This is a genomic window from Bacillus sp. JJ864, assembly GCF_036963045.1.
Taxonomy (GTDB): domain Bacteria; phylum Bacillota; class Bacilli; order Bacillales; family Bacillaceae_G; genus Bacillus_A; species Bacillus_A pseudomycoides_C.
Genome location: NZ_JBALLY010000072.1, coordinates 1 through 26,491 on the forward strand (window position 1 = coordinate 1; position 26,491 = coordinate 26,491).

Consider the following 26,491-nt stretch of genomic DNA (forward strand, 5'->3'; position numbering starts at 1 on the left):
AGTAGGATATATATAGAACGAGATCTGCCGGTGTTAGAAGAAAAGCGGTGGTCACATGCGAAGGTATTACTATTTTTAGAGTTTTTACTTGCCTTGTATCAAATTAGTTGTGAGAAGCGCGCATTTGATTGGAAGGAAATCGGGGCAATGTATTATCAAAACATTGGTGGTTCGAAAAAGTTTGATGCACATAAAAAAGAATTTCTCGATCTGCTAGAGCAGTTATTAGATACACCGCCGCATTGTTTCGGGCTAGTAAGCTTAGGGACTGTTACGCCGATTTTCTTTTGCGGAGATTTGCGTGAAGGAGATACACATTATTTGTGTGATACGGTGCGAGCGATAACTGATTTGACTGTGTTTCGTTATGAGTATACGACAAATGCGAAGGTGCTGTGGCTTGTTGAGAACCGGGCTGTATTAACGCGAATGGTAGCGGAGCGTGATTTTTAACAAAGTACGAATAGTCTTGTGGTTGGTGTGGATGGACAATTGCGCAGTGGACATAAAAAATTTATTCAAAGCGTGCTGAAGCGTTCGGAATCGATTACGAAAATTATAATTTGGACAGATTATGACCGTGCTGGGAAAGTGATTAGTGATATGTTGTTTGAAGTAGTAGAGCCGTATGGCCGCTGCATAAAGTGGATTTCTTCAGAAGGTACGGCATTAAGCAAACAGGAGTACGAAGAAACTGTTCACTTACGAGAAAGCGAACAAGAAGAGCAGCTAGGAGGTGCAGCGGTTTGGAAGGCATGGATCAATCATTAATTTCTATTTTAGAAGCGGATGCGTCGCATATTTCCCTTCGTAATGCGATGAAAGATTTGAATAAGCTGGCTGGTGTCATTTCAGAATTAGGGCAGGGAGAATATTTTAATGACCCGGTGAAAACACATCAGTTTTTGCTATTGTTAAATATTTTAAATGAAGAAGCGCTAGGACTCACTTCGTCTATAGAAGATGTGCGTACGTTAAAGTTTCGCTATCGTAATATATACGGTCGCGATCCGGATATTGGTTTAGAACACTTTATGAATGTATTAGATAAATATGGCTGGGTTTCAAAAGGGAAAAATAAGATTACGATGATGGATGTTGGGAAACGGATGATAGATGTACTTATCCGACTTGCGAATGATTCATTAGCCTACTATATGCAGGATGATGTAACGCGCTCACTGTATCAAGCAAATCGTGATGCGGATTTAAGTGAGGCTTATGATGATAAGGGTGTATCTGGCGGAAATAAGCTTGCGAGTATGATTAAGAATGTTGAGGAAGCTGTGGATAAATTAAAGGAACGCGAACTGGAGTATTTGGCAGATCGTTATGCATTACCGCAAGTCCAAATTATTCATAGTTTAATAAATGAACTGAACGCACGTTTTGAAGAACGGTTTCAAAAGTTTCAAACATTTGAAGAGAGTCTTGTAATAGAGCCGCTTATTAAAAGAGGGACAAGCGTTATTTTTGAAGGTTCACAAGTGAGCCTTGGGACAATTAAGAAAATCTTGCATTTTACACATATTCAAGAATCGCCGATTGGGGTCGAGATTCGGCATGATTTGCTTCGCCGCTTTATCGAAAATTGTTTTACAAAGCAAGATATAGAGCAGCCAGATGCTCATGAAATATTGAGTTTTATGGAACAAGATCGGCGCCCGGATGAACGGCTTGATGGTTTGTGGATGCCGGTGAAATTTGCTGCGCCTGTATCTCCAACAGCGATCTCTGGCGCTACCCAGTATTTAGAGGAGTATCAGCCGTACACAGATGATATAGAGGAAATGCCGGAAGAGGCGTATGAAGATGTGGAAGAGTTGTCAGAAGAGGAAGTTAGTAAACTTCTAGAAGAGCAGCAATGGAATATGACGAAGGAGCAGATTCATACGGAGCAGCTTGAGGCGTTTTTGCTTGAAAAGGAAGAAGCGGATATGGAAGAGCTTGTATTAGAAGCAGGATCAGATCAATGGGGAGATGCAGTCAATGCATTAATTGCACTGTCGGCATTAACAGCGAATCATAAAGCTGAGATTCTGGATAATCAACATGTGAAAGAACGAAATGTACAAAAAGAGTGGGAGTGGGTGAGTGAGGATGATAAACGAAAACGAGTTCGAAGCCGAAAAGGGAATCAATCCACTGGCAAAGTTGAGTGAGCTTCATCACGTATTGTCACGCGATGAAGAATATACGTTTATGCAATTGTTGTTTTCCTCTTCGGCTCGTATGCGGGCTGATAATTTTGGATTACGACGTAAAGAAGTAGTGCGAATGCTTGGACTAGATCAGGATGATGTAGAGGGATTTCAATCATTTATTAAGCGAATAAATGGTGCGTTAAGTGGCTATTTTCAATGCATATACGATGAGCGCCGCGATCAGGTGATCGTAATGATGCGTGTATCAGCGAGGCAGGCGCGTGACGTGTTATCTTCAGAAAGTCTTGGCCTTCTCATGTTTATTTTTTATCACCAAGAAGTTTTGCAAAATGAATTTACGCTATTTCATCAGCTGCTCAGTGCACTTGGACATGAGACGTTGCAAGCACGTAGAAAAGTGCTGACGAACTTAGAGCCACTCTTGAAAATAGGAGCGATTACAAAGTATGAATCGTCTTCTCAAGAAGAAGCGTATACATTAACGGCCATTGGCAGCAGAATGTTTTCCGATTCATTTTTACACCGGGCGGCAGAATTTAGTCAGTCGCAGCAGCTCCATATGGACGATGTTTTGAAATTTTTCAAGCGCTATAACGTGGGAGGAGAGGAAACACTATGATTCCATACCGCATTTCTTTTACCGGTATACGAGATTATAAATCTACAAATATTGACTTATCTGGTAAGCAGGATCACATCTTAATAGGTGGTGCAAACGGTGCTGGAAAATCAACGCTCACATTTTGCTGGGGAGCAGTGATGGCCTCTGGTAAGGTAAATATAGAAGGTCTTCGTTCGAAAAACCTTCCAGATAATCAAGTATGGCGCGCGAAAATTGAACTGATATTTGAAAATAACGGATTTGTAGATGCCGCGCGGTTTGTTAGATTTATGCTTGTACTAGAGCAGACGCCAGGTCATCCATTAAAGAAAGAGTATTACATTGCAGAAGGAGATCATGTAGATGAGTGGGATCATGAAACGCGTTTTTCATCTGCAGATAAGCATTTTAACTTTAGAGAATATAAAAGGGTGTTGCTTCAAAAGTATAAAGTGGATCCAGATGCCTTTTATTTAATTTGGTACCAGCAGGATGTGAATCAGTTTGCGGTGATGAAGCCGGAGGAACGGTTTCGTATTTTTAGCGAAATGACAGGGATTGAGAACATTCAAAAGTCATGGGAAGCGATTAAGGATGAAGAGCGTGAAGCTGAAGCGACGATGCAAACGGCTCGCAATAATCAAATACAGTATAAATTTGACCTTGAGATATGGGAAAAGGAAAAGAATCGCTACGAAAGCCAGCAAGTACGCATAAAGGAAGGACTTGTTCAATATAAAACTGCATTGTGTACGCTGGAAGAATATTATGAAGCGGAGCGTATGAAATATAAGAACGAATTAGAAGAAGTAAGTGAGACACTTGAAGAAAAATATGAGGAGACTGTGCAGGCAGAAGAATGTATTTCGGCATTGGCAGCAGACTTCGTACAGCAACAAAACCATTTTCAAGGAGCAGAGAAAGAACTTGAGTTGTTAGAGGAAAACATAGCACAGCATAAGGAAAAAAGTAAAAATGTGCAAAGAGAATTAACGGCCATTAAGGAAGATATAAAAGACGTAACAGAACGTGTAAACGGTATTTTGATTAGTGAAAAACAAGTGTATGAGGAAAAAACAACGAAAGAGCAAAAGCTGCAAGAAGCAGAACAAGAAAAAGTACGTACAGAAAAGACTATTACGAATGAAAGCGACAAGCTGAGCAAGTTCATCGACCAAATCGCGGAATTAAAGATTCAGGTGAAGGCTGATGAAAAGGCGGTTACGGATGCGAAAAGTTACATTGAACAATACACGTCAAGCTTTGCTGTAGAGAAGCAACAACAAGAAACAGAAATGCTTCTTCGTCAAACAAAGGATCTTGCTGCACAGCTAACACAGGATCTTCAGAAAAAACGAGAAGAAAAAAAGCAGCTGCAGTTGAACCGTTATGTAAGTCCAAGACAAGAAGAAGGATTGCGATATTTTAAGAGATTAGGCATACAAGCTTATCCGTTACGTGATTTGATTGAATTAGAGGGAAATGCGGCGTTTCGAAGTGAAGATCTTTTAAATACAATTAAATATGCCATTTTCGTAGAGGAGAAAGAGTTTACACCGCCAAATGATTTGTATTACGTTCCCCTTCCGCTCATCATTCCGACAGAAAGTGTGATTTCACTGCCGCAATATCAGCTGAAAATAAAAGAGAATGATCAGCTCGTTTCTGTTGCGATGAAGGCTTTATGGTGGGTAAAACAATTTTTTACAGGTGAACAGCCATCTATTCGGCAAAGCGTTTTACGTGATACAAGAGGATTGCGCGGTGTTCAGGAGAAGGCCGAGTACATTTTAAGTGAGAAAGCAATGCTGCAGCGCCTGAAGGAAACGGAAAGCTGGATTGAAGTGAATGAGAATAAGCTTTCACAATATAATTTTGATATTGAAAACCTAACTAAAAAGGAAAACGAACTGCGAGATATCGTCTATAAAGTAAGAGATGCCGAAGCAATTTTACAGCAAACAGGTAACCGTGCATTTCGAATCGAATCATTAGAGCGTAAACGTGAAGAAAAGCAAAAGCTCGAACAACAAATACAAGAACTACGCCTCATAGACCAAGCGTTGCATACACGTATTGAAAGGTTGAAAGAGCGGATTGAAGTATTAAAGGCGTATGCAGCAATTTATGAAGAGCTGCATAAAGAACAAGAAAAAATTGCACGTATGCAAGAACTAGAGCAACTGCAGCTTACGTTATCTCATCAAATGAAAGAATTAGAAAATCAAAAGGATGAGATAGAAAATACGTGCAACCAGCTGGAAAACCAATGTAATAAATTAAACCGAGATATTAACAATGAAAAGCAGGATTTAGAAACACTGCGCTCATATGTTCAGCAGTTAGAAAAGAAAAAACAGCGTACACAAGATTCTTTTATAACAGAAGAAGAAAAACTAGTTACAACGCAAAGACAAAGTAAAGATGCTGATGACACGTATCGAAAACTATTAGAACAAATAGGATGGCAAAAGCAAATAGAAAACTGGTCTGAAAAAATGGCTATTTCTCAACGTCAAGAAGCCAAAATAATGTTAGAGGGTGCCTTACAAGAAAAGGTAAATCCACTCGCTCCTGAAAACTATGCCAAAATGAAAGAAGAATACGAAAAAAGCAACGAAGAGTTGCATAACAGCGGACAAATCCTAACTGACATTCGCGAAAATATGAAAACCATGAAGGAACGTCTAGAAACAACGATTCAGATGAACGTCCATAAAATTCATAAAAAATTTGAACAATATATGGAACAATTCCACTTTGAGGGCAAAGTAGAATGGGATATGGACACGAATAAACACGGTGAAATGCGCTATTATTTATATATAAAAGCACGCAAAAAAGGACATCGCGGTAAAATGGAGGATATTAGCGCCAAAGGCCGAGGCGGCAAGGTCGGCAGCGGTGTATCCGGAGGAGAAGAATCGCTATCTTCTTTATTATTCGCGTTAGCATTACTCCAAACAATTGAAGCTTCACCTGGTTATATTATTCTAGACGAGTACGATAGCGCGTTAGATGATAACCGTAAGGAAAAAGTTTTTACCTTATTTGAAGAAGAATTGGATCGCAAAATGATTATCGTATCGCCAAAAAGTCATGACCCAAAGTACTTACAGCATTTTTCTCAATCATTGACAGTTATGCATGAGGCGAGTGTGCCGGTAAGTAGGATTGTGCAGATTCGAAGAAAATATGATAGAAATTGAGGCTCCCAAGTACTGGGAAGCCTCTTTTTTACTACTCACTCATTTTTGTTCCAAAATACGTTCTATGTCTTTGACACTCAATTTACTTGCTTTCGCAATCATTTCCAGTGAAACTCCAATTTCATACATTCCTCGAATCATTTGGATCTTTCCTTGTTGAATTCCTTCTTCTCTTCCTGTATTACGTGCATGAGCAAACTTCGCAGCCTCATCCATTAAGGCTTTTTCTCTTGCTTCATACTCTTTGCGGAAAGAAGAATCTTGACTCATACGTTCCCACTTATCCATTGCTTTTTGTAAAATAGGATCTTGGTTCATAGCAATATCCTCCAATGTTTGTGTTAAGTGTTCATCTTCATTCGCTGGTAATAGTAACAGCCAACGAACAAAAGAATCTTTCCATGGATTGATTTTTTCCTCCCGCCATTGTTGCATCAATTTCGGGATTTCTACAACATGAATTTCTATATCCTCACTAAATACTTTCTGCCTTTGTATATTCCATAGTTTCCCTGTCGTATGAAAATCTTCATACTCTTGGAACAGTACAAAGTTTAACAAGTTGATTGTAATGGTTTGATGAAGCAAACTATACGGCATACCCTTTTGTAATTGTGAAGTGTACAGTTTTCCCCAATAATATAAACTACGTTTAATCATGTCATGGGTGTTATTCAGCTGTATCTCTACATTAATTTTTATTCCTGTATCTAATGTAGCAGATACATCTAGAATCGATAACTTATCATCCTCGTATTCACGATGCGGGGATCTTCTAATTGAAGTGATAAAATAGGAGCCTCTAAAGAGTTTGCTAGCATAGCATTTAAAAACGCGATTAAAATATCTTCACTACCACTTGTGCCAAATAACTGTTTAAACGCAAAATCAATTCGTAAATTTACTAATTGATTGGACATGGATTTTCTCTCCCTGTTTATACCTCTTTTCTATATTGTACAAGAAATGAAAAGAAATGCGCAAATAGCGAAAATAATCTTAGTGTATGGGGGAATCTGGATATTGTGAGTTTCTAAAATATGAAAAATAAAACAATATTTTCTGGATTTTGATTCAAACATGTTAACTATCGTTTTGTTGATTGATGATGTAGATTAGAAAATCTATCAATTAGTGATTATTTATGAGTGAAAAGTGTTTATAATGATTCATATAAGCTATGAAAAAAGAAAGAAGGTGCTTCAAAATGTTAATAAACAAAATAGTATTAGACCTCATTGAGGAGATAAAAAAAGCTGACATTTGGAAAGTCATGCCGCCTGCAGAAAAAGAACGTTTGGCAGAAATTATAAAATTTGTTGGTGGACAAGAGAAAGAGGAAACAAGAGAACGAAAATCTGTACAACCTGCTATTTATCAATTTAAGGTTACATTAAAGGGAATTCGCCCACCGGTCTGGAGAAGGTTTCTTATTGATAATCAAGTAACCTTTGAAGATTTGCATATCATTATTCAGGTTGTAATGGGATGGGAAAACTATCATTTATATAGTTTTGATACGAAAGACGCCCGCGTTGAAATATTAAATGATTCATTTGAGTTCTTTCCATCTTCAAAGGAAATATATGATGCTGAAGAGACAAAAATAGGAGAACTGATAACAGAAGAAAAGCAAAAAAGTTTGTATACATATGACTTCGGTGATGACTGGGAACATGAACTAGTACTAGAAAAAATACTGCCAATTGATGAGAAAATGGTTGTTCCGACATGCCTAAAAGGAAAACGAGCATGTCCGCCTGAAGATTGCGGTGGTGTTTACATGTATAACGAAATTCAAGCAGCTTTAAAAGGTGAAGGAGAACTGGATGAAGAGACGAGAGAATGGCTAGGCGAATTTGATCCAGAGGAATTTGACTTAGAGTTTATTAATAGTATTTTGGAGAAGTTTGCTGTAAAGAGATAGGAGTAGTGGAAGTATAGCGATATAAGAAAAATATGTTAGAAAGCAGTGAGTATATGGCACAAGATTTGTCATTACAAGATTTATGTGAAGAATTAGAGAAAGAAGAATTAATTGAATTAGTCAAGTATTTGTCAGATCAGTATAATATAGATATGGCTGTAATGGAATGGTATGCATTACAGAAAGGGATAAATAACAAATCTTCTTTACCAAGGACATTGTTATGGGAGTACTGGGAGAGAGCAGAGGAGATTATATAAATATGGCGGTGGACCTGATCATCTCGAGTATGAAGCTTGTGAGTATTTGGATAAGGTAACTGAACTATGTTCTCAATATTCCATGCCTCCTGAAGAGAAAAGGTTCCTTATTAATAGTATGTTTAAACAATATGATATCAATAATTCTGGGTTGGAAGATATGCTGATGGACGCAATCTATGGGATATGCGATTCGGAATTTGATTGGAAGCATGTTATTAAACTGCTTCAGAAGAATCCGAGTTCTTGGCATCAGAAACTCATCATGAGGATTTATCAAGACCAGTTAAAAGATGATGAGGAATATTTGGAGATACGGTTACAAACGTTGGAATATGGGATGGACTATTGGGATCTGGTGCAATATTATATAACGCAACATAATATATCTAAAGCAGTCGAAACGGCTGAAGTTGGTTTGCGAAACGGAAAAGGCAAACTGACGGAATTATTTCTATTTGTATTCGATCATTATGCAGAACAAGATGAAATGACTCAGATACAAGCTGTAGTAGATATGGCTTTCCAAAAGCAATCAGACATTGACTTAATATGTGATCGTGCTTTTAGATACTTTAAACGGAAGAATGAGTATGAAGAGTTAAAGAATATTTTAGTAATGGCATTTCGAACGGATTATCGCAATAAAAACCATTATGATGACTTCAATTCCATGAAAGAGCAACTCTCAGCTGAAGATTGGGCAGAAGTGCAAGAAGAGATGCTAGGAATTGTTCAAAAAGAAAATATGAGGGATTACTTGGAAATTTGCTATGACATGGAAAGGTATGATGAAATATTAAAAACCATCCTTGAACCGAGTCGATATACATATACAGATTGGGACAGCTTGGCGGACAAGCTTGTAGATCAATATCCAAAAGAAATTATTGAGTATTATTGGAACAAAGGCTGTTCATTTATACCGAATGGGAATCGTAAGAGTTACCGAGAATCTATCACATACTTTAAAAAGGTAAGAAACATTTACGAAAAGAAATTAAACGAATACGATATGTGGCAAAGTCGCTTAGAAGCACTGGAAATACAGTATAGAAATAGGCGAGCGTTTTTAGATGAGATGAGGGTTTTCGGATAAGTGGAGGAGGCTGCCCAAAAAGTGAAACTTTTTGGCAGCCTTTCTTGTGTGACGAAACTTGTCTGAGGTTCTTTATTATGTATCCGATCGCCGATATATTTGAATGAACGACTAATATTGTTTTATTGATTGATGAGGGGATTTGGATTTTGGGGCAATCCTATGAGGACCGTATAGATAATTGAATGCTTTTTTATCTCAAACACAAAATAATGTATTATATAAATAAATGAATTTTATGTAGAAAGGAAGAAGTAATGAATTTCAATGTAGAACTACCACAATCACTAAAAGACATGCTTTGGTATGCATGGGGGATTTTGGGTGTCGTATTTGTTGCATGTATTGTACTTGCAATCATTAAATCTTATATACCAGATAGCATCCTGCCTATAATTAAAGGGGTTATTGCACTGGTTATTTTAGGAATCATATTTTATATAGCTTATTAAACTTAGTTATTTTGGCAAAAGAACGGAGGTGAGATGATGGCAAAGCGAAAGCAAGATGATTCTATATTAGGTTCTCTACTAGTTATGACAGTTGTTGCAATACTGTGGAAACGTGAATTTTTGATACCGATCGTAATGGTATCGGCAGCTATTATATTGTTATATATTTATGTGCACGTTAAGAAACTAAGAGAACTAAGGCAATCAAAAATCTGTGATATTGATAAAATGAACGGTTATCAATTTGAAGAATACTTAGGTGTTTTGTTTCAAAAACTCGGCTATCAAACACAAGTTACGAAGGCATCTGGCGATTTTGGAGCAGATTTAATTTTACGAAAAAATAACAAAAAAATCATTGTGCAAGCAAAACGTTATAAGAAGAACGTAGGAATTAGTTCTGTTCAAGAAATTGTTGGCGCAAAAGCTTTTTATAAAGCAGATGAAACGTGGGTTGTTACGAATAGTCATTTCACACCAGCAGCACGCAAACTTGCTAGCGCAAATCGCGTGGTATTAATAGAGCGCGAGAGATTAATTCAATTAAGCGTAAGGGTCAATAAAAGAAAAGTTAAAGCAACTGTGTAAATATAAGATTATAGTAAAAAGCACTCTCATGAGTGCATAGCTATCAAGTTAACAAAAATGGTGCTGTCTCATAAGTCGGTGAAGCCGACTTATGGGCAGTCCGCTTTTTGCATACGACGAATTGTAATTATTAAGTGCGACACCTAAAAAAATAAAAAAAGCCCACCTCGCTTCGTGTAAAAGAGAAGTTACCACACAACCATTTACAAGGAGGACGAGTATGAGCTATTCACATTTTACCATGTTTGAGCGTGGACAACTAGAAGCACTTTCTAAATTAGGATATTCCACAAGAAAAATTGGAGCGATTTTGAAGCGGCATCATTCTTCTATCACACGAGAATTAAAAAGAAATGGCAAAGAAAACAGTGTGTACTGTAGTGAAAAAGCATAAGAGCAATATATACAGCGAAGAAAATTTTGTAAACCAATTGGAAAATGGTCTGTAGAACTTGCGAAAAAAAATCCAAGAGAAGCTGGAACTTACTTGGTCCCCTGAACAAATTCATTACAATCCAGTGTATGAAGAATTAAAAGCGAAAGCAAAACAAAGCCTTTGGTCTGAAGAAGGATCATAAATCTACGTCAAGCGAAAAACGGAGGTAGAAAGCGCGTTCGGTCATATCAAGGGCAATCGGTCGTTCCGTCGATTCTCGCTAAGAGGATTGGCGAAAGTAACAATCGAGTTCGGGCTGGTTGCCATAGCCCACAACTTCCTCAAACAGGCGGAAAAGAACCGTGCGTTTTATTCATTTAAAGGGGCTTTTGGGACAACCCCGTTTTTTGTTTGGGCGAAATGGGGGGGATTATTTAATAGCACCTGTTATTTCAATGTAGAGTAAAAATTATAATTACTTCCGAATTTTAACATATTGTGTGCTAGCTTGTATTAAAATGAGAGTGTACAATTTCTGTTTTATATCAGAAAGGAGCTAGATAGATGGGAGAAAGAAATGAGTTTTATAATGGCAAGCGATTGATTAAATACTTTCGTGATAGTATCGCAGATTCTGAAAAAAGTGAGATAGATCAAACAAAGCTTAGGGAAGATTACATCGTTCCTCTTAAGGATATAGAGAAAGGAAAAATTGATGTTAATTTCGTAAAGTGGTTGTGTAAAAAAAAGTATAAAAAGCTGCCTGATGGAATAAAGGAAGAGGATATTGCACTGGACGTATTGCTATGTCCTTTGCAATTTAATGTAAACAGTATGCATGCACAGGAAGTTACGTCATTTCCATCATCAGTAGCTCTGTTTATCATACCCGCAAAGCTAACATGTAAAGGCGAATTGCGAATAAATGAAAATAAAGCTCCGTGGATCCCGAGGAGTTATTTAGCACCATCACTCACAATTACAATTGGTGAACTAAATGCTATGGATGCATTTTTATCCAAGTCTAAACTTCCAGATGCAGGCTCAGAGTGGGATCTGTATTGGAAATACTGCAATCAAATGTTTCATCAAGTGACGGGATATTCCATACATGATTTTGAGTTACAGTATTACACTTCTTCGGATAAGTCATATGTCATTTTAGACGAGGAAGTTGTAGGGACTCGTCAACATATCAATAAATTATATGATTTTCTGTTAACGGATAAATATGCGCATATAAATAAGCTGCTTGGGAACTACTGCTCTTTAAGCAGAGCTAAGAAGTTGACGGTAAGAAGCGGTATGGATGCAATTGATGATTCTGCCCATCATTATGGTCAGGTCGGCAATGAGTTTCCTCTATCAAACTCGCAAAGAGAATCTTTACATCACTTTAACTTATGTGAGGAAGGGGACATATTAGCGGTAAATGGCCCGCCGGGAACAGGCAAAACAACCTTGTTGCATTCTATTATTGCGCAGGTAGTAGTGGAAGCGGCAGCAAGGAAGGATGAGAATCCACCAGTTATTGTTGCTGCTTCTAACAATAACCAAGCTGTTACAAATATCATAGATAGTTTAGGGAAAGTATGTGATTCAAAGCATACGTTGGCAAAAAGATGGTTACCTGATATTGGAAGTTATGGGATGTATATAGCTTCCGAGCAAAAAATTAAGAAGATTGAAGACGGAAAATACCATACTTTAACATCAAATAATAACGGCCTTCCACAGTTGATGGAGAACAAAGAGTATGTCCATCGGGCGGTTGAGTACTTCATCTCTCATTATGCACAAAACTTTCAGTTGCCTTTACAGCAGGTTCATGTTCAAGATTGCGCGACTGTTATTCATAAAAGGTTACAAGAGAGATTATATAGTATTAAAGAAACTACGGGGGTCGTAAAGCGGTATGAGGAAATAAAAAACTACATTAAAAAACAATATGGAAGTTTTGACAAGCTAGATGAATATATACATAACCTTACAGTTGAAATAGCAGAGGTAAAGAAAACTATTTCGGATATGGCATTTTTGGATGAAAGATTTATCAAATTTCGAAAAACATTGAAATGGTACTTAAGGAGCCTAGAATTCATTCCGTACTTTGGAAGAAAATCGAATCTTGAAAATGAGCTATTTCTACGTAAGAATGAAGTTACTTTTAAAATATCCAACTTTAATACAATGTCTATCAGAGAGAGTATACTAGCTCACATTAGACAAATAGATTCGATTTTAAAGATAAAAGAAGAAGCTCTGAGTAAAGCTCATAAGGATAAGGGTATTTCGGAGGAGAGAATTAATTTAGTGCTGGACTGCAGCAGGACATTGGGAATACAGACAGATAGGAAAACATTTCAATCTGAAAAAATACTTGAGGAGTTAGACAAAACTTACAGATTTGAAGCCTTTCATCTAGCTATTCATTATTATGAAGCTAAATGGATTGAAGAGACGAGTAAAGATTTAGACGAGGGGTATACAGATAAGAAATCTGTTCAAAAGCAAATGAGAAAGTGGAAAAGATATGCAAAAATCACACCTTGTTTTGTTTCTACATTTTTTATGGTGCCAAAATTTTTCAGTGCTTGGCAAGGAAAAGATGAGTATTTGTTTAACTTTATTGATTTATTAATTGTAGATGAAGCTGGGCAAGTGCCTCCAGAAATAGCAGGGGCGGCTTTTGCCTTGGCAAAAAAGGCTGTAGTAGTAGGAGACACGTTACAAATTGAACCTGTCTGGGGTCTCACAGAAATGGTAGATCGAGAAAATATGAAGGAAGCTATACGGGCTACAAAGATGATTCCAGAGGAATTCATTGACTACGGTATGTCTGTATCTTCTGGAAATGTTATGAGAATTGCGCAGCAACTATGTAAATATGATAAATTTCAGAACATCGGCGGTATGTATTTAACTGAACATAGAAGATGTGTACCTGAAATTATTGAGTATTGTAATGAATTGGCCTATGAGGGGAAACTTGAAGCAAAGAGAGAAAATCAACTTAATGATAAAAAGACATTTCCGTTTCCTTATATGGGGCATATTCATGTAGAGGGACAAGCAGAGAGAGTGAATATGAGTTGGAAAAATGAATTGGAGGCACAGCAAATCGCAGACTGGATTATTGGTAACATAGATCAAATTCAACATTATTACGGAAAGAGTGGAAAACCCTTTCTTATTTCAGACTATGTAGCGATCGTTACACCATTTACGGTGCAGGCTGTAGTAATCCGACAGAGCCTAAAGGCTAAAGGTTTGGAGGGAATCACAGTTGGTACTGTTCATAAGCTACAAGGAGCAGAAAGAAGAATTGTTCTATTTTCTTCAGTTTATACAAGCAAGCATAGAGGAGGATATTTTTTTGATAGAAAAGTAAATATGTTGAACGTGGCAGTTTCACGGGCGCAGGATAGCTTTATCATTTTTGGAGATAAAAATATTTTAGATAAAAAACAAAGAGGAAGGCCATCCGGTTTACTTGCCCAATATGTTTTAAATTAGCAAGAGGGGAAGAGGTTAGTCTATCTTAGTGGCTAACCGCTTTTTTTATTCATTGCTATATAAATCTAAATTAAAAAACTGACATAAAATCATTCTTTTTAGATGGTCGAGAGCATCTGGCCGTACATAGAAGTGGTCAGGGCCATGTCCATCAAGATAAGCCAAAACTGTTCTCTTAAAAGGGGTAGTACCACACCGCTATCAAGCTAACAAAACAAAATTCCCCCTAAAATGAAAAAAACGCTATTCTTTCTATAGAATCATAGGAAAGGATGGCGTTTTTTTCGTTTTGGGGTAATCCTAAATCCTTAAGTTGATGAGCATGTTGCGAACCTTAGATTGTTATTTCAATTTGATTTCCTTCTGGATCACTTACTACACTTTCATAGTATCCATCGCCAGTAAGACGAGGTTCACTTAATATAAGATAGCCAGCTTCTCTTAATGTTTCCGTTAATTGATTTACGTTATCTTTGCTTTTAACAGAAAAAGCTAAATGGGCATATCCAGTAACTTCATTTTTAGGTTTATTCTTTACTCCTTTCTTTCGCATAATTTCTATACGTGCCCCCGTTTCAAATGTAATAAAATAAGATTCAAATTGTTTTGTTTCATTACGATATAAATTATTAGCTTTACCTTTAAAATATTTAGTATAAAATGTGCGCATTAATTCTAAATCATTTACCCAAATAGCTATATGTTCAATCTTCATTATCTTCACCTTTCAATTCAAAGTCCTATTTTGATTTTCTTATAAAAGAAGGAAATCAAAAAATGCCATGAGTAAAAAATTAAATTTCTAATCCAAGAGAATTGTTCGTTTTTTACATTTGAGGGTAAGGGACTTTTTTAAGTTGATGGGCATGATGATTAAGAGAGTAATTCTTTTATTTTAACCTCTATGGTTTTGGTCTAATTCTTTAATAAAGGATAATTGCTTAGTTCCTAATAATTGCATACCAATTATTAACATTAACATTATGAACATGATGCTGGCAAAAAACCAAAAAGAAATATGGACAGGATAAGTATCCATGCTGTGTCCAATCATAATAGGGATTAAAGATCCACCAAATCCGTTCATAGCTAATAATATACTAGTTGTTTTTTCTGTCTGACCTGGAAAATATTTATTGGTAATAATTAAAGCAATAGCAAACATTGCTGCCATACATAAACCTAGTAAGAAGCAAAGAAAGAAGCCAATCCAAATATTGTTATTTAATCCGAAGGCTATAAGAACTAATAAGCCCCCAATATTTATAAATAGTAAGAAAGAATTATAGGTGAATTTCTCTGAAATGCTCCCCGTTAATGCACGACCTATTACCATTGCTAGCCAATAAACTGTTACAGTCACAGTGGCTAGTGAATTTGAAATACCCCATTCCTCTCTAAATATTGAAGGTAAAAAATGAACAATAGATACCTCACTCCCACCATAACAAAAGAAATAGATGGCTGAAAATATAATAATGGGAACAGTCTTTTTGGTGTAAGAACTGATCTTCTGACTACTGGGAGAGGCATCCTTTTTATTTTTAATAAGGTACTCATTAATTGAGCCAAAAGATGCGAGTTTCCAACCAAGCATAACAAGAAAAGAAGAAATACCTAAGAGGAAGAATGCATATTCCCAAATACCGTTACTTATTAAAAAGCTAGAAAAAAGAGGCATGAATAGTGCTCCTAGTCCAAATGCAACTTCTAGTTTTCCCATTGCCATAGCTTGTTTTTCTTGGAATGTTACTAAAATAATGGTACCGATACAAGATTCGGCTAATCCAGCACCATATCCTGCTAATGCAACGAGAGGGAAAAGCAAATGCCAATCTGGTAAAAAAAATATAAATAATTCAAGGCTAATTAGAAATAATCCAATGACTACAACATGCTTCCTCCCTAGTTTCTGGACTAAAAAAGGCATGCTAATTACCCCAAGCAGAAAACCAATGAATTGACTAAAAATAAGTACACCACCATTACTATAGTTTTGTTTATAGTGAGTTAATATTTCAGGTAGCAGTGCACCAATGACAACTAAAGTAAATGCAATTATCATGTAAGAAAAAAAGCTAATCCATAACAAACGATTTTTCAATTATACCGCCTCCTTAGTAACAAGCATATTTTGATAAGATTGTGAAACTAATACGGTTAATTATTTAACAATTTCTAATTATACCAAAAAATAACAAAATATTTTAATTGTTTTATCGATTGTAATTTTCTCAATATGTTTACGTTATTTTAACTTGTGATGAGAGTGTTTTACAGGATATTATAATTTTGTTATTTAATAACATTTATTTAAGTTGTAGCACTTATGAGATGCAATCATACTCCACTATTGGTTCGTTAGGAGGGCCCCCTAACGTAATGAGTGTGCTCATAATTATTATTTTGACATTAATAAAATAATAGGAGTGTTGTAAAGATGAGTGGTAAAGTTAAAAATTTAACAGGTCCTGATAGTCTCTACTATAAAGTAGATGATGTTGTTATGGAGAGAGGAGAAGGAATTTATCTTTATGATCAGGATGGGAATAAATATTTTGATTGTGCATCAGCTACATTTAACTTGAATTTGGGCTATAGCAACAAAGAGGTAATTGATGTAGTGAAAAATCAAATGGATAATCTTATACACGTTACTTCTTCGTATCAAACAGATGCTGTAAACACCTTAGCGCAAAAACTTGTTGAAATCGCTCCCAGTAATCTAACAAGGGTACACCCAAAGGTTAGCAGTGGTTCAGCTGCAAATGAGGGTGCTATTAAAATGGCACAATATAATACTGGTAAACGCGATGTTATATCTTTATTTCGAAGTCATTTGGGACAAACTTACATGATGTCAGCACTTTCAGGTAATGCTTTCCGAAGAGAACCGTTTCCACCTCAATTTTCATTTGGGTTACAAGTTCCAGACCCTTATTGCTTACGTTGTTTTTATAATCAAAAATCAGATTCTTGTGGCATGTTATGTGTTGAAAGAATTAACGATTTTATTGAATATGCCAGCACAGGGAATGTTGCTGCAATTATAGTTGAACCGATATCTGGTAATGGCGGGAATATAGTTCCTCCTAAAGGCTATTTTCAAGCACTGAAAAAATTATGTGAAGAGCGTGATATTGCGTTAATTTTTGATGAGATACAAACTGGATTTGGTAGAACAGGTAAAATGTTTGCTGCTGATTATTTTGATGTCCAACCAAATATGATGACTGTAGCAAAAGGTTTAGGTGGAACCGGATTCCAAGTAGCGGCAATTCTTACTGAGGAAAAGTATGGAGGTATGCCTGGCCATCATCATTCATTTACGTACGGCTCGAATGTAATGGCCTCTGCAGCGGCATGTACTACAATTGACATTTTGCAGAGACCTGGTTTCTTAGAAAATGTGACTGTGGTGGGGAATTATATTATGGGGCGTTTAGAGGAAATGAAAGAGAAATTTAAGTTTATTGGAGATGTAAGAGGAGTCGGGTTAATGATTGGGGTTGAAATCGTGAAAGATAATAATGACCCTGATGTTGAGCTGACTAATCATATTGCCAAACGTGCTATGGATCATGGCATAATTATTAGAACATCAAGATATGGCTATGGAAATGTATTTAAAATTCGCCCACCTCTTACTATTACTTTGAGTGAAGCAGAAGAACTATGCTATAGATTAGATAGACTACTGGAGGAAATAAAATGAAAAACTACATTATTGAGTTGGGGAAATACGTATACAATCAAATAAAAAATCAAAAGGGAACTTTAAAGAACCGCATAGTAAATGGGTACTCACCAGGTGGAGATGCCCAATTTAATATTGACGAAGCAGCAGAAAAAGCAGTTCTTGATTATATATTAGAAAAAAAAGCGCCTGTTGTATTTTATACCGAGGATGGTGGATTGAAAACTTTTGGGGAGAATCCAGAATACATCCTAATTGTAGATCCAATTGATGGTACTCGTCCTGCAGCAGCAGGTTTGGAAATGTCATGTATATCAATTGCATTAGCGAAGTACAAAGATAATGCAAAAATTAAAGATATTGAATATGCTTTTTTAATGGAACTTAAAACAGGAAATTATATGTATGGTGATATTTTTTCAAATTCTATAGAATTTGAAGGATATAATAGTCAATTACCAAATTTAAGCCAAGACAAAGAAATTAAAAATATGTTTTGGAGTTTTGAGTTTAACGGTCATCCTACTAAATTAATGATAGAATCCTATGGTCATTTAATTGATGAATCTGCAAACAATGGCGGAGTATTTATATTTAATAGTGCGTCATATTCTATTTCAAGGATTATTACAGGACAGATGGATGCGTATGTTGATATTGGAAACAGACTACTTAAAGATTCCCCAGAATTATTAGATGATTTCCAAAGAGTAGGAAATGGTCAGGTATTGCATTTATTTCCATATGATATAGCCGCAAGCGTATTTTTAGCAAAAAAAGCAGGAGTAATGATTACTGATGCATATGGGGAATCTTTAGATGAAACATTGTTAACAGATCTTAGCTATAATAATCAACAGTCATGTATAGCGGCTTCTACCAAAGAATTACACCAAAATCTATTGGAACAAATTAATTGGAAATGGAGCGAAAAAAAATATGAAGGCATTGGTATGGACTGAAAATAAACAATTAGAATATAAGGAAGTAGAAGAGCCAAAAATACAAAAAAATAATGACGTAAAGGTTAAAATATATGGGACTGGAATATGTGGAACTGATCTAAATGTATTAAAGGGAAAAATGTATGCTGCACCAAACATGGTTATGGGGCATGAATCAGTTGGTGTAGTAGTTGAAGTAGGAGAAAACGTAAAAAATGTAAAGGTAGGGGATCGTGTAGTAATTGATCCTACTCAATTTTGCGGAAAATGTTATTATTGCAGAAAAGGATTAACATGTTATTGCGAAGAATTTGATGATTGGCAATTGGGAATTGGTTCTCATGGAACATTTGGAGAATATTATGTTGGAGAAGATAGATTTATTTATAAATTGCCTGAATCAATGGAATGGGAAAGAGCAACTTTAATTGAACCTCTTGCTTGTGTTCTTAGTGTTATAGAAAAAGCAAACATAAAGCCCCATGAATCAGTTTTAGTCTTAGGATCAGGACCAATAGGGTTGTTAGTTCAATTAATTGCGCGAAAGCTTTCTAGGATTACAGTTGCAACAGAAATTAGTCATTTTAGAACAGAGGCAGCAAAAAAAATAACTAAATATGTGTATCATCCTCAAGACCTGTCTTTAGAAAGGGTTCTCCATATTAACCAGGGAAGAAAATTTGATGTAATTTTTGATGCGATAGGCAATCAACTTGAATGGGCATATCCACTGATTGAAAAGGGTGGGAGACTGATACCTATGGGATTTGATGACACTTATGAGTTTACGGTCAAACCTTTTGAACTCTTATCAAAAGGTATTACAATTATAGGTACAGGGGAAGCCCATCACATGATGGAAAAAGCTTTGTCATGTGCAATAGATTTACCTGAATTATCAAGCTTAATTACAGATAAAGTACTACTTGAAGATTTTAATACCGCCATTGGAGATCTAATAGGTATTGATCCGATTACTAATGGAAGAAAAGATATTCAGTCCATAAAGACTATCTTAGTCTCCCAACCTGGTATTATATAGACAATTAGGATGAAAATAGTGAAAAGAACCTTGCAAAAGGTTCTCTTTTTAGGTTTCTTTCATGGTAGTTAAACTGTATTTTATCTTTGATTGGTATATGGGGGTCAGGGCCTTTTTTCTGCCACAGGCAAAGTTTAAACGAAGAGAGAAAGCAAAAGCAGATGAAACGTGGGTTGTTACGAATAGTCATTTCACACCAGCAGCACACAAATTGGCTACTGCGAATCGCGTAGTACTAATAGAGCGCGAGAGATTAATTCAATTAAGCGTAAGGGTCAATCAAAGAAAAGCTAAAGCAACTGTGTAAATATAAGATTATAGTAAAAAGCACTCTCATGAGTGTTTTTTTGCTTTGGCATGAAATATTAGGAGCATTATTGTGATTGACCTTCCCCTTACGGTAAGCTGTATAAAAGAATAGAACAAAGCATTTTATCCATAAAAAATAGGAAGAATGGAGGTGGCCTCTTGCTATCGATTGGAGAATTTTCAAAGATATGCGAAGTATCAACAAAAACGCTTCGATATTATGATGAAATTGGATTAATTCATCCTGATGAGATTAATCCTGAAAATGGTTATAGATATTATTCCATCGGGCAATTAAAAAAGATGCTATTTATCAACCGTTTGAAGTCTTATCATTTTTCTCTAGAAGAAATTAAAGCCATTTTAGAATTGGAAGAGGATCAGTCAGAAGAGAAATTGTTTTCTGTTCTTAATCGCAAAAGAAAGGAAATACAAGAAAAACTAAATGCTTTTGCATATACCTTAAACCAAATGAGCAATGACATTCTCAATTTAGAGAGCGGCATACCAATTATGTCCTACCTTGACAATATAGAAGTACAACTTGTGGAAACAAAGCCAATGAATATCCTTTCCATACGTCAAATGATGAGTAGCGATGACTATGCTGCAGGGTACGGAAAATATTTCAGTAGGCTGTATGAAAAGATCGCTACTGAAAAACTTACCTTGCTTGGTAAGCCAATGACGATTTATCACAGCTCTGAATACAATCCTGCCGGTAATGATACAGAGTTTGCTATTCTGATAGAAGAGACTGTAAAAGGAACGAGAGATTTACCTGGAGGCCTTTGTGCGAAGTCTGTTTTAAAGGGGGCATATCCAGAATTGACATCGGTATACGCTAATTTGATGGAATGGACTGAAAAAGAAGGGTATGAATTGAAAAACTCACCATATGAAGTATACATAACTGACCCCAATCAAGTCACTATTCCTGAAGATATTGTGACAGAGGTATATTTTCCAGTAAAGAAAAAATAGCAGTAAGACCTACTACGTTCCTTAAAACTAGCCAAACAAAAGGAGGCATTTAGCATGCAAAGAAATGACTGGCCATCTGCAGACCCAGCAACCTTGAAAATGGACCTTGAAAAACTTTCAGCGCTTGAATCTACGATAAAATCCGATTACAGCAATATAAACGGCATCGTTGTTGTGAGAAAAGGAAATATTGCATACGAAAGATATTATAATGGTTACGGCCCGGATGATACGCATCATGTGGCATCTGTAACGAAAAGCATCATTTCCGCCCTCATTGGGATTGCTATAGATGCAGGATACATTCAAAATGTGGATCAGAAAGTACTAGATTTTTTTCCCGAACATGTTTCAAATGCTGCCCAAAAGCAGAAAATCACAATACGCCATCTTCTCACCATGACAGCACCATATCCATTTGAAGACTGGCATGAACCATTAGACAAACTGTGCCAACAACCAGACTGGGTAACATATACCCTTGATATGCTAGGCAAACAAGGAAAACTTGGCACTTTTAAATATTCCACCGCAGGGGCACATCTACTTTCAGCTATCATCACTCGTAGTACAGGAAAAAGCGCCCGTGAGTTTGCTAACGAACGCTTATTCAAACTCATCGGCATGAAAGAAATCCCGGATTATGAAATGAAATCATTTGGGTTTGAGGACTTATTCGGGAAAAATGTGAAAGGGTGGATTAAAGATCCAAACGGTAACTCAACTGGAGGATGGGGACTTACGCTAACTCCTCGTGATATGGCACGTTTTGGGCTTCTATATTTGAACCGTGGTGTTTGGAACAACGATCAGATTGTTTCTAAGACATGGATTGAAGAATCAACGACGATAAACCCGAATAATTATGGTTATTTATGGTGGGTGCATGAAGAGGACGGGATTTTTGCATACTTAGCGCGAGGTGATGGTGGGAATGTTATTTGTTGTGTTCCAGGAAAAGATCTCGTTGTGGTGATTGCATCTGAATTTATTGTTAATCCTCGTGATAGGTGGGGATTGGTTAAGGAATGTGTTATTCCGGCTGTGATAGATTAGTACCTTGAATATATCGCTGATTTAACAGCGGGATAAAAAGTTGCATTTTTATTTCTCAACATCAACACTTTCAAACATGTGATAATATGAATGTGTTAGTTCCTAACACCTCCATTCTAACCTACGGGTAGAAAAAATGCGCGAGAACAAACCCTCTACTATGAGGGTTTGTTTTATATAACACATCAAAATTTCACGTACTATAAATGGCAGAAACGACCTCATTAGCAGACAACAGAAGGGAAAAGAAGCGGAGACTTTCTTGTGCACCCCTATCTTCCTTAATACATAACACTTTCCCTGGAAAACTTTATGTAGATATATTTATATATATTGTTATAATTTAGGTTAAAAGAAATTGGATTTTATTGTCTTTTGAAATGAACATATATAGAACGTACACGATATGGGAAAGAGGGAATTTTTGTGGGTTTACACGTCATACCAAATGATTTGCCAAGTCTAACTTCAGGTGAAAGAAAAGTTCTTGAAAAAATTCGATATTTATATAAAAACATAGAGAGAGAAGCATATCTATATGTTCAGCCAAGAGTTCGGCATTTAGAACCAGATTTCATTTTAATTGATTCACAAAAAGGTGTAACGATTTTGGAAGTAAAGGATTGGGATATTTCTTATATTCACAGAGCTGATCGAAGAAAGATAGATTTAGCAAATGGGAGAAAGGTAGATAATCCCCTTTGTAAAACAAATGGGTATTATAATGCTGCAAAAGGATTATTTAGAGTGCAAGATATCTTGCGAGATGACCAGGCAGAATTGAAATTTAAGCTACATGCTAGTGTTATATTTCCAAACCTACATTCTAATGAAATTGAAGAGAATAGATTGGATCAAATATTTAATCAGCCACCAGCTAACTATATTTCATCAGATGTTTTGGGAAAGGTGAATATAGACCAGTTTTTTGAAAATGAACCATGCTTATTAGAAAAAGAGGAAATAATTGCGATACGAACGCTGTTGTTTCCGGAAATTAAGGTTAGTAGCACAAAAACTACAAGCCCAGCAAATGCAAAAGATTTAATTACAGCATTAGATGCAGAACAAGAACGTTTTGCGAAGCGTGTACCATATGGACATTATATGGTCACCGGAGTTCCTGGAAGTGGAAAAACTGTATTGCTACTTGCACGTGCCATCCATTTAGTACGTGAACATCCAGATTGGAAAATAAAAATCTTAACATATAATAAGTCGTTAAAAGCGAAGATCGAAAACAAATTAAATGCAATAGCAGCAGAGCTTGCTTTTGTAGATATCCGCTTAGAGAATATTGAAGTTAGTACATTTCATAAGTTTGCATTAGATATAGCAAGTATAAGTGTGCCTAAAAATGCGAAACAAGAGTGGTGGAATGGCGAATTACCTAAAATTGCAATTCAACGAGCATATTCAACGTATGATGCAGTTTTAGTTGATGAGTACCAGGACTTTCTCGACGATTGGATTCGATTATGCGTAAAATCATGTAAAGAACATACATATATCAACAATAAAAAAGAAACAGTTAGAGGAATAAACTTATTTCTAGCAGGCGACCGATTACAAAGCATATACAATAATGCAGATCATAGCTGGAGAAGCTTAGGAATCGACATGCGTGGAAGAAGTACATTACTAAAAAAATCATATCGTTCCGGTAGTCAACATATTAACTTAGCCCTTAACTTTTTAAAGCAGGAAAAGAAACTAGAAGAAGAAGTAAATAAATTTTACTGTCCTATGAATGAATTATCATTTGAAAATCAGATAAAAGATGGGGTTAGCTTTATTGAGGGTTCATATAAAGAGATTAACGACACAATCTATAACCTTATTTACAAAGAAAATTATAAACCAGAGGATATTTTAATTTTATGCCGAGAACGGAGCAGCTGTAATAAATTAAAAAAGGAATTAGATTATAAGATACGTCAGCAAACAGAGATTCAAAAAGATATTACTGAAGGTCGTCTCATTATCACAACATATCACTCTTCAAAAGGCCTTGAGGCACCGATCGTCTTCTTAGTTGATGTTGATAAATTTGAGGCGAAGCAGCTCGTACAGAATGATATGCAATTGCGAAAATTATTGTATGTAGGTATGACACGTTCTTCTGAACGTTTATATATCCATGCGAATAGTTATAGTAAGCCTTCTTTTGGGAAGGTGCTTCGGGAGGATACGGCTTAATAGAGTTATATTATAATGGGAAAATCTCAATGAAATTGAAATGTCTACAGCAGAGGAGAACCTAGATTTTTAGAATTTTTTTATGAGAGTTAATTTAAATAAAATTGTTTATGAGGAAATTAAACGAAGTGAAATTAACATTATGGATGATCAAATAATAGATAGGAATTTTATAAGAGGAGATTTCTTGCTTAGCAATTTTTTATAGAAAAATAAAACATAATAATCTAATATTTTATAGTTTACTGTCAAGTTTAACCATTTTTTCGGATTTTCTTAATAACATTTTCTTTAAAGATATTGAATTATAAAGGATAATCATATAACATAGCCCTTGATAGTGATTTATTTACATCTTTGTAGTATGGAATTTAGAAGAATTACCTACAAATGAAGGTAAGGTTTATTTTATAATCATTATATAGTTATATCTTTGGGAGGAGGTGAATGGCATGAACAAGACAGATTTAATCAATGCTGTTGCAGAAGCAAGTTCCCTTTCTAAAAAGGACGCAACAAAAGCAGTTGACGCTGTTTTTGATTCCATCTTAGAAGCTTTAAAGCAAGGTGATAAAGTACAACTTATCGGATTTGGTAACTTCGAAGTTCGTGAGCGTGCGGCTCGTAAAGGACGCAATCCACAAACTGGTGAGGAAATTGAAATCGCGGCAAGCAAAGTACCTGCATTCAAACCTGGTAAAGCGTTAAAAGATGCGGTTAAATAATCCTTACATATTTAAAAAGAAGAGTTTTCGTATTGAAAACTCTTCTTTTTTTATTTGACGAATTGTATTATTAAGTGCGACACCTAAAGAAAAAACAAAAAAGCCCACCTCGCTTCGTGTAAAATAGAAGTTACCACACAACCATTTACACGGAGGACGAGTATGAGCTATTCACATTTTACCACGTTTGAGCGTGGACAACTAGAATCACTTTATAAAGTAGGATATTCCACAAGAAAAATTGGTGCAATTTTGAAGCGTCATCATTCTTCTATCGCACGAGAATTAAAAAGAAATGCTCAAGAAAACAGTACGTACTACAGCGAACAAGCACATAGAAAATATATTCAGCGAAGAAAAACTTGTAGACCTATCGGTAAATGGTCCAGAGAACTTGCGGAAAAAATTCAAGAAAAATTAAAAATTACTTGGTCCCTGGAACAAATCCAGCATGGCTATTTGAAAGGTAAGATTACCTTCAAAACGATCTATAACTGGTTATATCAAGGGAAACTATTCAAACAGGATCTGTCTTTATTAAGACAGAAAGGGAAACGTCGAAAACCAAAAGAGACACGCGGACGATTCAATGTCGGGACGTCTATTCAAAAGCGACCATCTGAAGTTAGAAAACGAGAGACATTCGGGCATTGGGAATTAGACACAATCGTCTCGAGCCGCGGGAAAAGTAAGGGTTGTTTCGCAACATTCGTGGAACGAAAAACACGATATTATCAAGCAATTGTCATTCCAGATCGAACAGCAAAATCTATGGAATTCGCCATCAAACAAATTGCTTCCATGTACCCAAGCACTGCATTACAAACAGCTACAGTTGATAGAGGAAAAGAATTTTCGTGTTATCAACGTGTAGAAAAAGATTTGAAAATCGCAGTGTTCTTTGCCGATCCTTATTCTTCTTGGCAACGTGGAAGTAACGAAAACGCAAATGGACTATTACGTGAATTTTATCCCAAAAAAACAGATTTGAGCCTTGTTTCACAAGAACAATTAAATCAAGCACTACTTCTTATTAATCAAAGACTAAGAAAATGTTTAGGTTGGAAAACTGCCCGCGAAGCGTTTCAGGAGGAACTGTCGCACTTAGATTGATAAACTATCATTTGAAAATACAAGGAGGTTCTTTAGATTTTATTCGTAAGATCTGATTTTAGAGTAATATCTAGTTAGACTTATTTTGTAAATGGTCCAAATTGTGAAGGGTTATTAGGCATACTACTATATGCTTTTCTATGTAAGAATTGGTGGATTATCATTGAGTGTTCCAAATTTTAAAATTAAATACATAAATAGTTATACATTTTAACAGGCGTGTTGATTA

General features: G+C 36.0%; 21 protein-coding genes and 4 pseudogenes. 22 read left to right on the top strand and 3 right to left on the bottom strand.

Annotated elements, in window-relative coordinates; all coding sequences use genetic code 11:
- From V7024_RS12335 to V7024_RS12355, 5 genes and pseudogenes are all read left to right on the top strand, one after another.
- Positions 1–453: pseudogene (locus tag V7024_RS12335) on the top strand (histidine kinase); the annotation flags it as partial.
- A 27-nt stretch (positions 454–480) separates the two neighbouring features.
- Complete coding sequence (locus V7024_RS12340; RefSeq protein WP_335520228.1) at positions 481–771, top strand: toprim domain-containing protein; 291 nt, start codon at positions 481–483, stop codon at positions 769–771.
- On the top strand, positions 747–2,162 hold the full coding sequence (locus V7024_RS12345; RefSeq protein WP_335520230.1) for a hypothetical protein: 1,416 nt from the start codon (positions 747–749) through the stop codon (positions 2,160–2,162). The genes V7024_RS12340 and V7024_RS12345 overlap by 25 nt, the downstream gene beginning before the upstream one ends.
- On the top strand, positions 2,101–2,784 hold the full coding sequence (locus tag V7024_RS12350) for a hypothetical protein (RefSeq protein WP_335520232.1): 684 nt from the start codon (positions 2,101–2,103) through the stop codon (positions 2,782–2,784). The genes V7024_RS12345 and V7024_RS12350 overlap by 62 nt, the downstream gene beginning before the upstream one ends.
- Entirely contained in the window at positions 2,781–5,975 is a 3,195-nt protein-coding gene (locus tag V7024_RS12355; RefSeq protein ID WP_335520233.1) for a hypothetical protein, read from the top strand. The genes V7024_RS12350 and V7024_RS12355 overlap by 4 nt, the downstream gene beginning before the upstream one ends.
- Positions 5,976–6,014: 39 nt before the next feature.
- Here the strand turns inward: V7024_RS12355 and V7024_RS12360 are convergent.
- Positions 6,015–6,895, bottom strand: a pseudogene (locus V7024_RS12360) (Rpn family recombination-promoting nuclease/putative transposase).
- Between the two features lie 287 nt (positions 6,896–7,182).
- On the opposite strand from V7024_RS12360, the gene V7024_RS12365 reads away from it, so the two are divergent.
- The 8 genes and pseudogenes from V7024_RS12365 (at position 7,183) to V7024_RS12400 (ending at position 14,193) form a co-directional block, all read left to right on the top strand.
- Positions 7,183–7,902, top strand: a complete 720-nt coding sequence (locus V7024_RS12365; protein ID WP_335520236.1) for a plasmid pRiA4b ORF-3 family protein — start codon at positions 7,183–7,185, stop codon at positions 7,900–7,902.
- Between the two features lie 53 nt (positions 7,903–7,955).
- Entirely contained in the window at positions 7,956–8,162 is a 207-nt protein-coding gene (locus tag V7024_RS12370; RefSeq protein WP_335520238.1) for a hypothetical protein, read from the top strand.
- Between the two features lie 166 nt (positions 8,163–8,328).
- Complete coding sequence (locus V7024_RS12375) at positions 8,329–9,261, top strand: hypothetical protein (protein ID WP_335520240.1); 933 nt, start codon at positions 8,329–8,331, stop codon at positions 9,259–9,261.
- A 257-nt stretch (positions 9,262–9,518) separates the two neighbouring features.
- A complete protein-coding gene (locus tag V7024_RS12380) occupies positions 9,519–9,713 on the top strand; it encodes a hypothetical protein (RefSeq protein WP_335520243.1) in 195 nt (64 codons plus the stop codon).
- Positions 9,714–9,749: 36 nt separating this feature from the next.
- Positions 9,750–10,301 carry a restriction endonuclease gene (locus V7024_RS12385; RefSeq protein ID WP_335520246.1) on the top strand — a complete coding sequence of 184 codons (552 nt, stop codon included), beginning with the start codon at positions 9,750–9,752 and terminating at the stop codon, positions 10,299–10,301.
- A 220-nt stretch (positions 10,302–10,521) separates the two neighbouring features.
- Positions 10,522–10,807 (top strand): annotated as a pseudogene (locus V7024_RS12390) (transposase); the annotation flags it as partial.
- Positions 10,802–11,041: pseudogene (locus tag V7024_RS12395) on the top strand (transposase); the annotation flags it as partial. The pseudogenes V7024_RS12390 and V7024_RS12395, both read left to right, overlap by 6 nt.
- A 200-nt stretch (positions 11,042–11,241) precedes the next feature.
- Positions 11,242–14,193 (top strand): AAA domain-containing protein, encoded by a 2,952-nt coding sequence (locus V7024_RS12400; RefSeq protein ID WP_335520249.1) that lies wholly within the window; start codon positions 11,242–11,244, stop codon positions 14,191–14,193.
- Between the two features lie 334 nt (positions 14,194–14,527).
- On the opposite strand, the gene V7024_RS12405 is transcribed toward V7024_RS12400, so the two are convergent.
- Together V7024_RS12405 and V7024_RS12410 are read right to left on the bottom strand one after the other, a co-directional pair.
- Positions 14,528–14,908: a VOC family protein gene (locus V7024_RS12405; protein WP_335520252.1), complete on the bottom strand. Its 381-nt coding sequence runs from the start codon at positions 14,906–14,908 to the stop codon at positions 14,528–14,530.
- A 180-nt stretch (positions 14,909–15,088) separates the two neighbouring features.
- On the bottom strand, positions 15,089–16,258 hold the full coding sequence (locus tag V7024_RS12410; RefSeq protein WP_438824462.1) for an MFS transporter: 1,170 nt from the start codon (positions 16,256–16,258) through the stop codon (positions 15,089–15,091).
- Between the two features lie 375 nt (positions 16,259–16,633).
- Between V7024_RS12410 and V7024_RS12415 the strand changes: the two genes are divergently transcribed.
- The 9 genes from V7024_RS12415 to V7024_RS12455 all read left to right on the top strand — a co-directional run bounded on the left by V7024_RS12415 (position 16,634) and on the right by V7024_RS12455 (position 26,262).
- On the top strand, positions 16,634–17,908 hold the full coding sequence (locus V7024_RS12415; protein WP_335520257.1) for an aspartate aminotransferase family protein: 1,275 nt from the start codon (positions 16,634–16,636) through the stop codon (positions 17,906–17,908).
- Positions 17,905–18,852 carry an inositol monophosphatase family protein gene (locus V7024_RS12420; protein WP_335520260.1) on the top strand — a complete coding sequence of 316 codons (948 nt, stop codon included), beginning with the start codon at positions 17,905–17,907 and terminating at the stop codon, positions 18,850–18,852. The genes V7024_RS12415 and V7024_RS12420 overlap by 4 nt, the downstream gene beginning before the upstream one ends.
- A complete protein-coding gene (locus tag V7024_RS12425) occupies positions 18,830–19,876 on the top strand; it encodes a zinc-dependent alcohol dehydrogenase (protein WP_335520264.1) in 1,047 nt (348 codons plus the stop codon). The genes V7024_RS12420 and V7024_RS12425 overlap by 23 nt, the downstream gene beginning before the upstream one ends.
- A gap of 61 nt (positions 19,877–19,937) precedes the next feature.
- Positions 19,938–20,183 carry a restriction endonuclease gene (locus V7024_RS12430; protein ID WP_438824461.1) on the top strand — a complete coding sequence of 82 codons (246 nt, stop codon included), beginning with the start codon at positions 19,938–19,940 and terminating at the stop codon, positions 20,181–20,183.
- A gap of 161 nt (positions 20,184–20,344) precedes the next feature.
- On the top strand, positions 20,345–21,169 hold the full coding sequence (locus V7024_RS12435; protein ID WP_335520267.1) for a MerR family transcriptional regulator: 825 nt from the start codon (positions 20,345–20,347) through the stop codon (positions 21,167–21,169).
- A 54-nt stretch (positions 21,170–21,223) separates the two neighbouring features.
- Positions 21,224–22,225: a serine hydrolase domain-containing protein gene (locus tag V7024_RS12440; protein WP_335520269.1), complete on the top strand. Its 1,002-nt coding sequence runs from the start codon at positions 21,224–21,226 to the stop codon at positions 22,223–22,225.
- A gap of 426 nt (positions 22,226–22,651) precedes the next feature.
- Positions 22,652–24,424 (top strand): UvrD-helicase domain-containing protein, encoded by a 1,773-nt coding sequence (locus V7024_RS12445; RefSeq protein WP_335520272.1) that lies wholly within the window; start codon positions 22,652–22,654, stop codon positions 24,422–24,424.
- A 452-nt stretch (positions 24,425–24,876) separates the two neighbouring features.
- Complete coding sequence (locus V7024_RS12450) at positions 24,877–25,149, top strand: HU family DNA-binding protein (protein ID WP_001043860.1); 273 nt, start codon at positions 24,877–24,879, stop codon at positions 25,147–25,149.
- Positions 25,150–25,311: 162 nt separating this feature from the next.
- Positions 25,312–26,262, top strand: coding sequence for an IS30 family transposase (locus tag V7024_RS12455; protein WP_335520275.1), 951 nt, complete (start codon positions 25,312–25,314; stop codon positions 26,260–26,262).
- Positions 26,263–26,491 lie beyond the last annotated feature (229 nt).

Coding starts and splice junctions, on each gene's coding strand:
- V7024_RS12350 (WP_335520232.1), top strand. CDS start 2,101: ATGATAAACGAAAACGAGTTCGAAGCCGAAAAGGGAATCAATCCACTG.
- V7024_RS12355 (WP_335520233.1), top strand. CDS start 2,781: ATGATTCCATACCGCATTTCTTTTACCGGTATACGAGATTATAAATCT.
- V7024_RS12365 (WP_335520236.1), top strand. CDS start 7,183: ATGTTAATAAACAAAATAGTATTAGACCTCATTGAGGAGATAAAAAAA.
- V7024_RS12370 (WP_335520238.1), top strand. CDS start 7,956: ATGGCACAAGATTTGTCATTACAAGATTTATGTGAAGAATTAGAGAAA.
- V7024_RS12375 (WP_335520240.1), top strand. CDS start 8,329: ATGGACGCAATCTATGGGATATGCGATTCGGAATTTGATTGGAAGCAT.
- V7024_RS12380 (WP_335520243.1), top strand. CDS start 9,519: ATGAATTTCAATGTAGAACTACCACAATCACTAAAAGACATGCTTTGG.
- V7024_RS12385 (WP_335520246.1), top strand. CDS start 9,750: ATGGCAAAGCGAAAGCAAGATGATTCTATATTAGGTTCTCTACTAGTT.
- V7024_RS12400 (WP_335520249.1), top strand. CDS start 11,242: ATGGGAGAAAGAAATGAGTTTTATAATGGCAAGCGATTGATTAAATAC.
- V7024_RS12405 (WP_335520252.1), bottom strand. CDS start 14,908: ATGAAGATTGAACATATAGCTATTTGGGTAAATGATTTAGAATTAATG.
- V7024_RS12410 (WP_438824462.1), bottom strand. CDS start 16,258: ATGATAATTGCATTTACTTTAGTTGTCATTGGTGCACTGCTACCTGAA.
- V7024_RS12415 (WP_335520257.1), top strand. CDS start 16,634: ATGAGTGGTAAAGTTAAAAATTTAACAGGTCCTGATAGTCTCTACTAT.
- V7024_RS12420 (WP_335520260.1), top strand. CDS start 17,905: ATGAAAAACTACATTATTGAGTTGGGGAAATACGTATACAATCAAATA.
- V7024_RS12425 (WP_335520264.1), top strand. CDS start 18,830: ATGAAGGCATTGGTATGGACTGAAAATAAACAATTAGAATATAAGGAA.
- V7024_RS12430 (WP_438824461.1), top strand. CDS start 19,938: ATGGTAGTTAAACTGTATTTTATCTTTGATTGGTATATGGGGGTCAGG.
- V7024_RS12440 (WP_335520269.1), top strand. CDS start 21,224: ATGCAAAGAAATGACTGGCCATCTGCAGACCCAGCAACCTTGAAAATG.
- V7024_RS12450 (WP_001043860.1), top strand. CDS start 24,877: ATGAACAAGACAGATTTAATCAATGCTGTTGCAGAAGCAAGTTCCCTT.
- V7024_RS12455 (WP_335520275.1), top strand. CDS start 25,312: ATGAGCTATTCACATTTTACCACGTTTGAGCGTGGACAACTAGAATCA.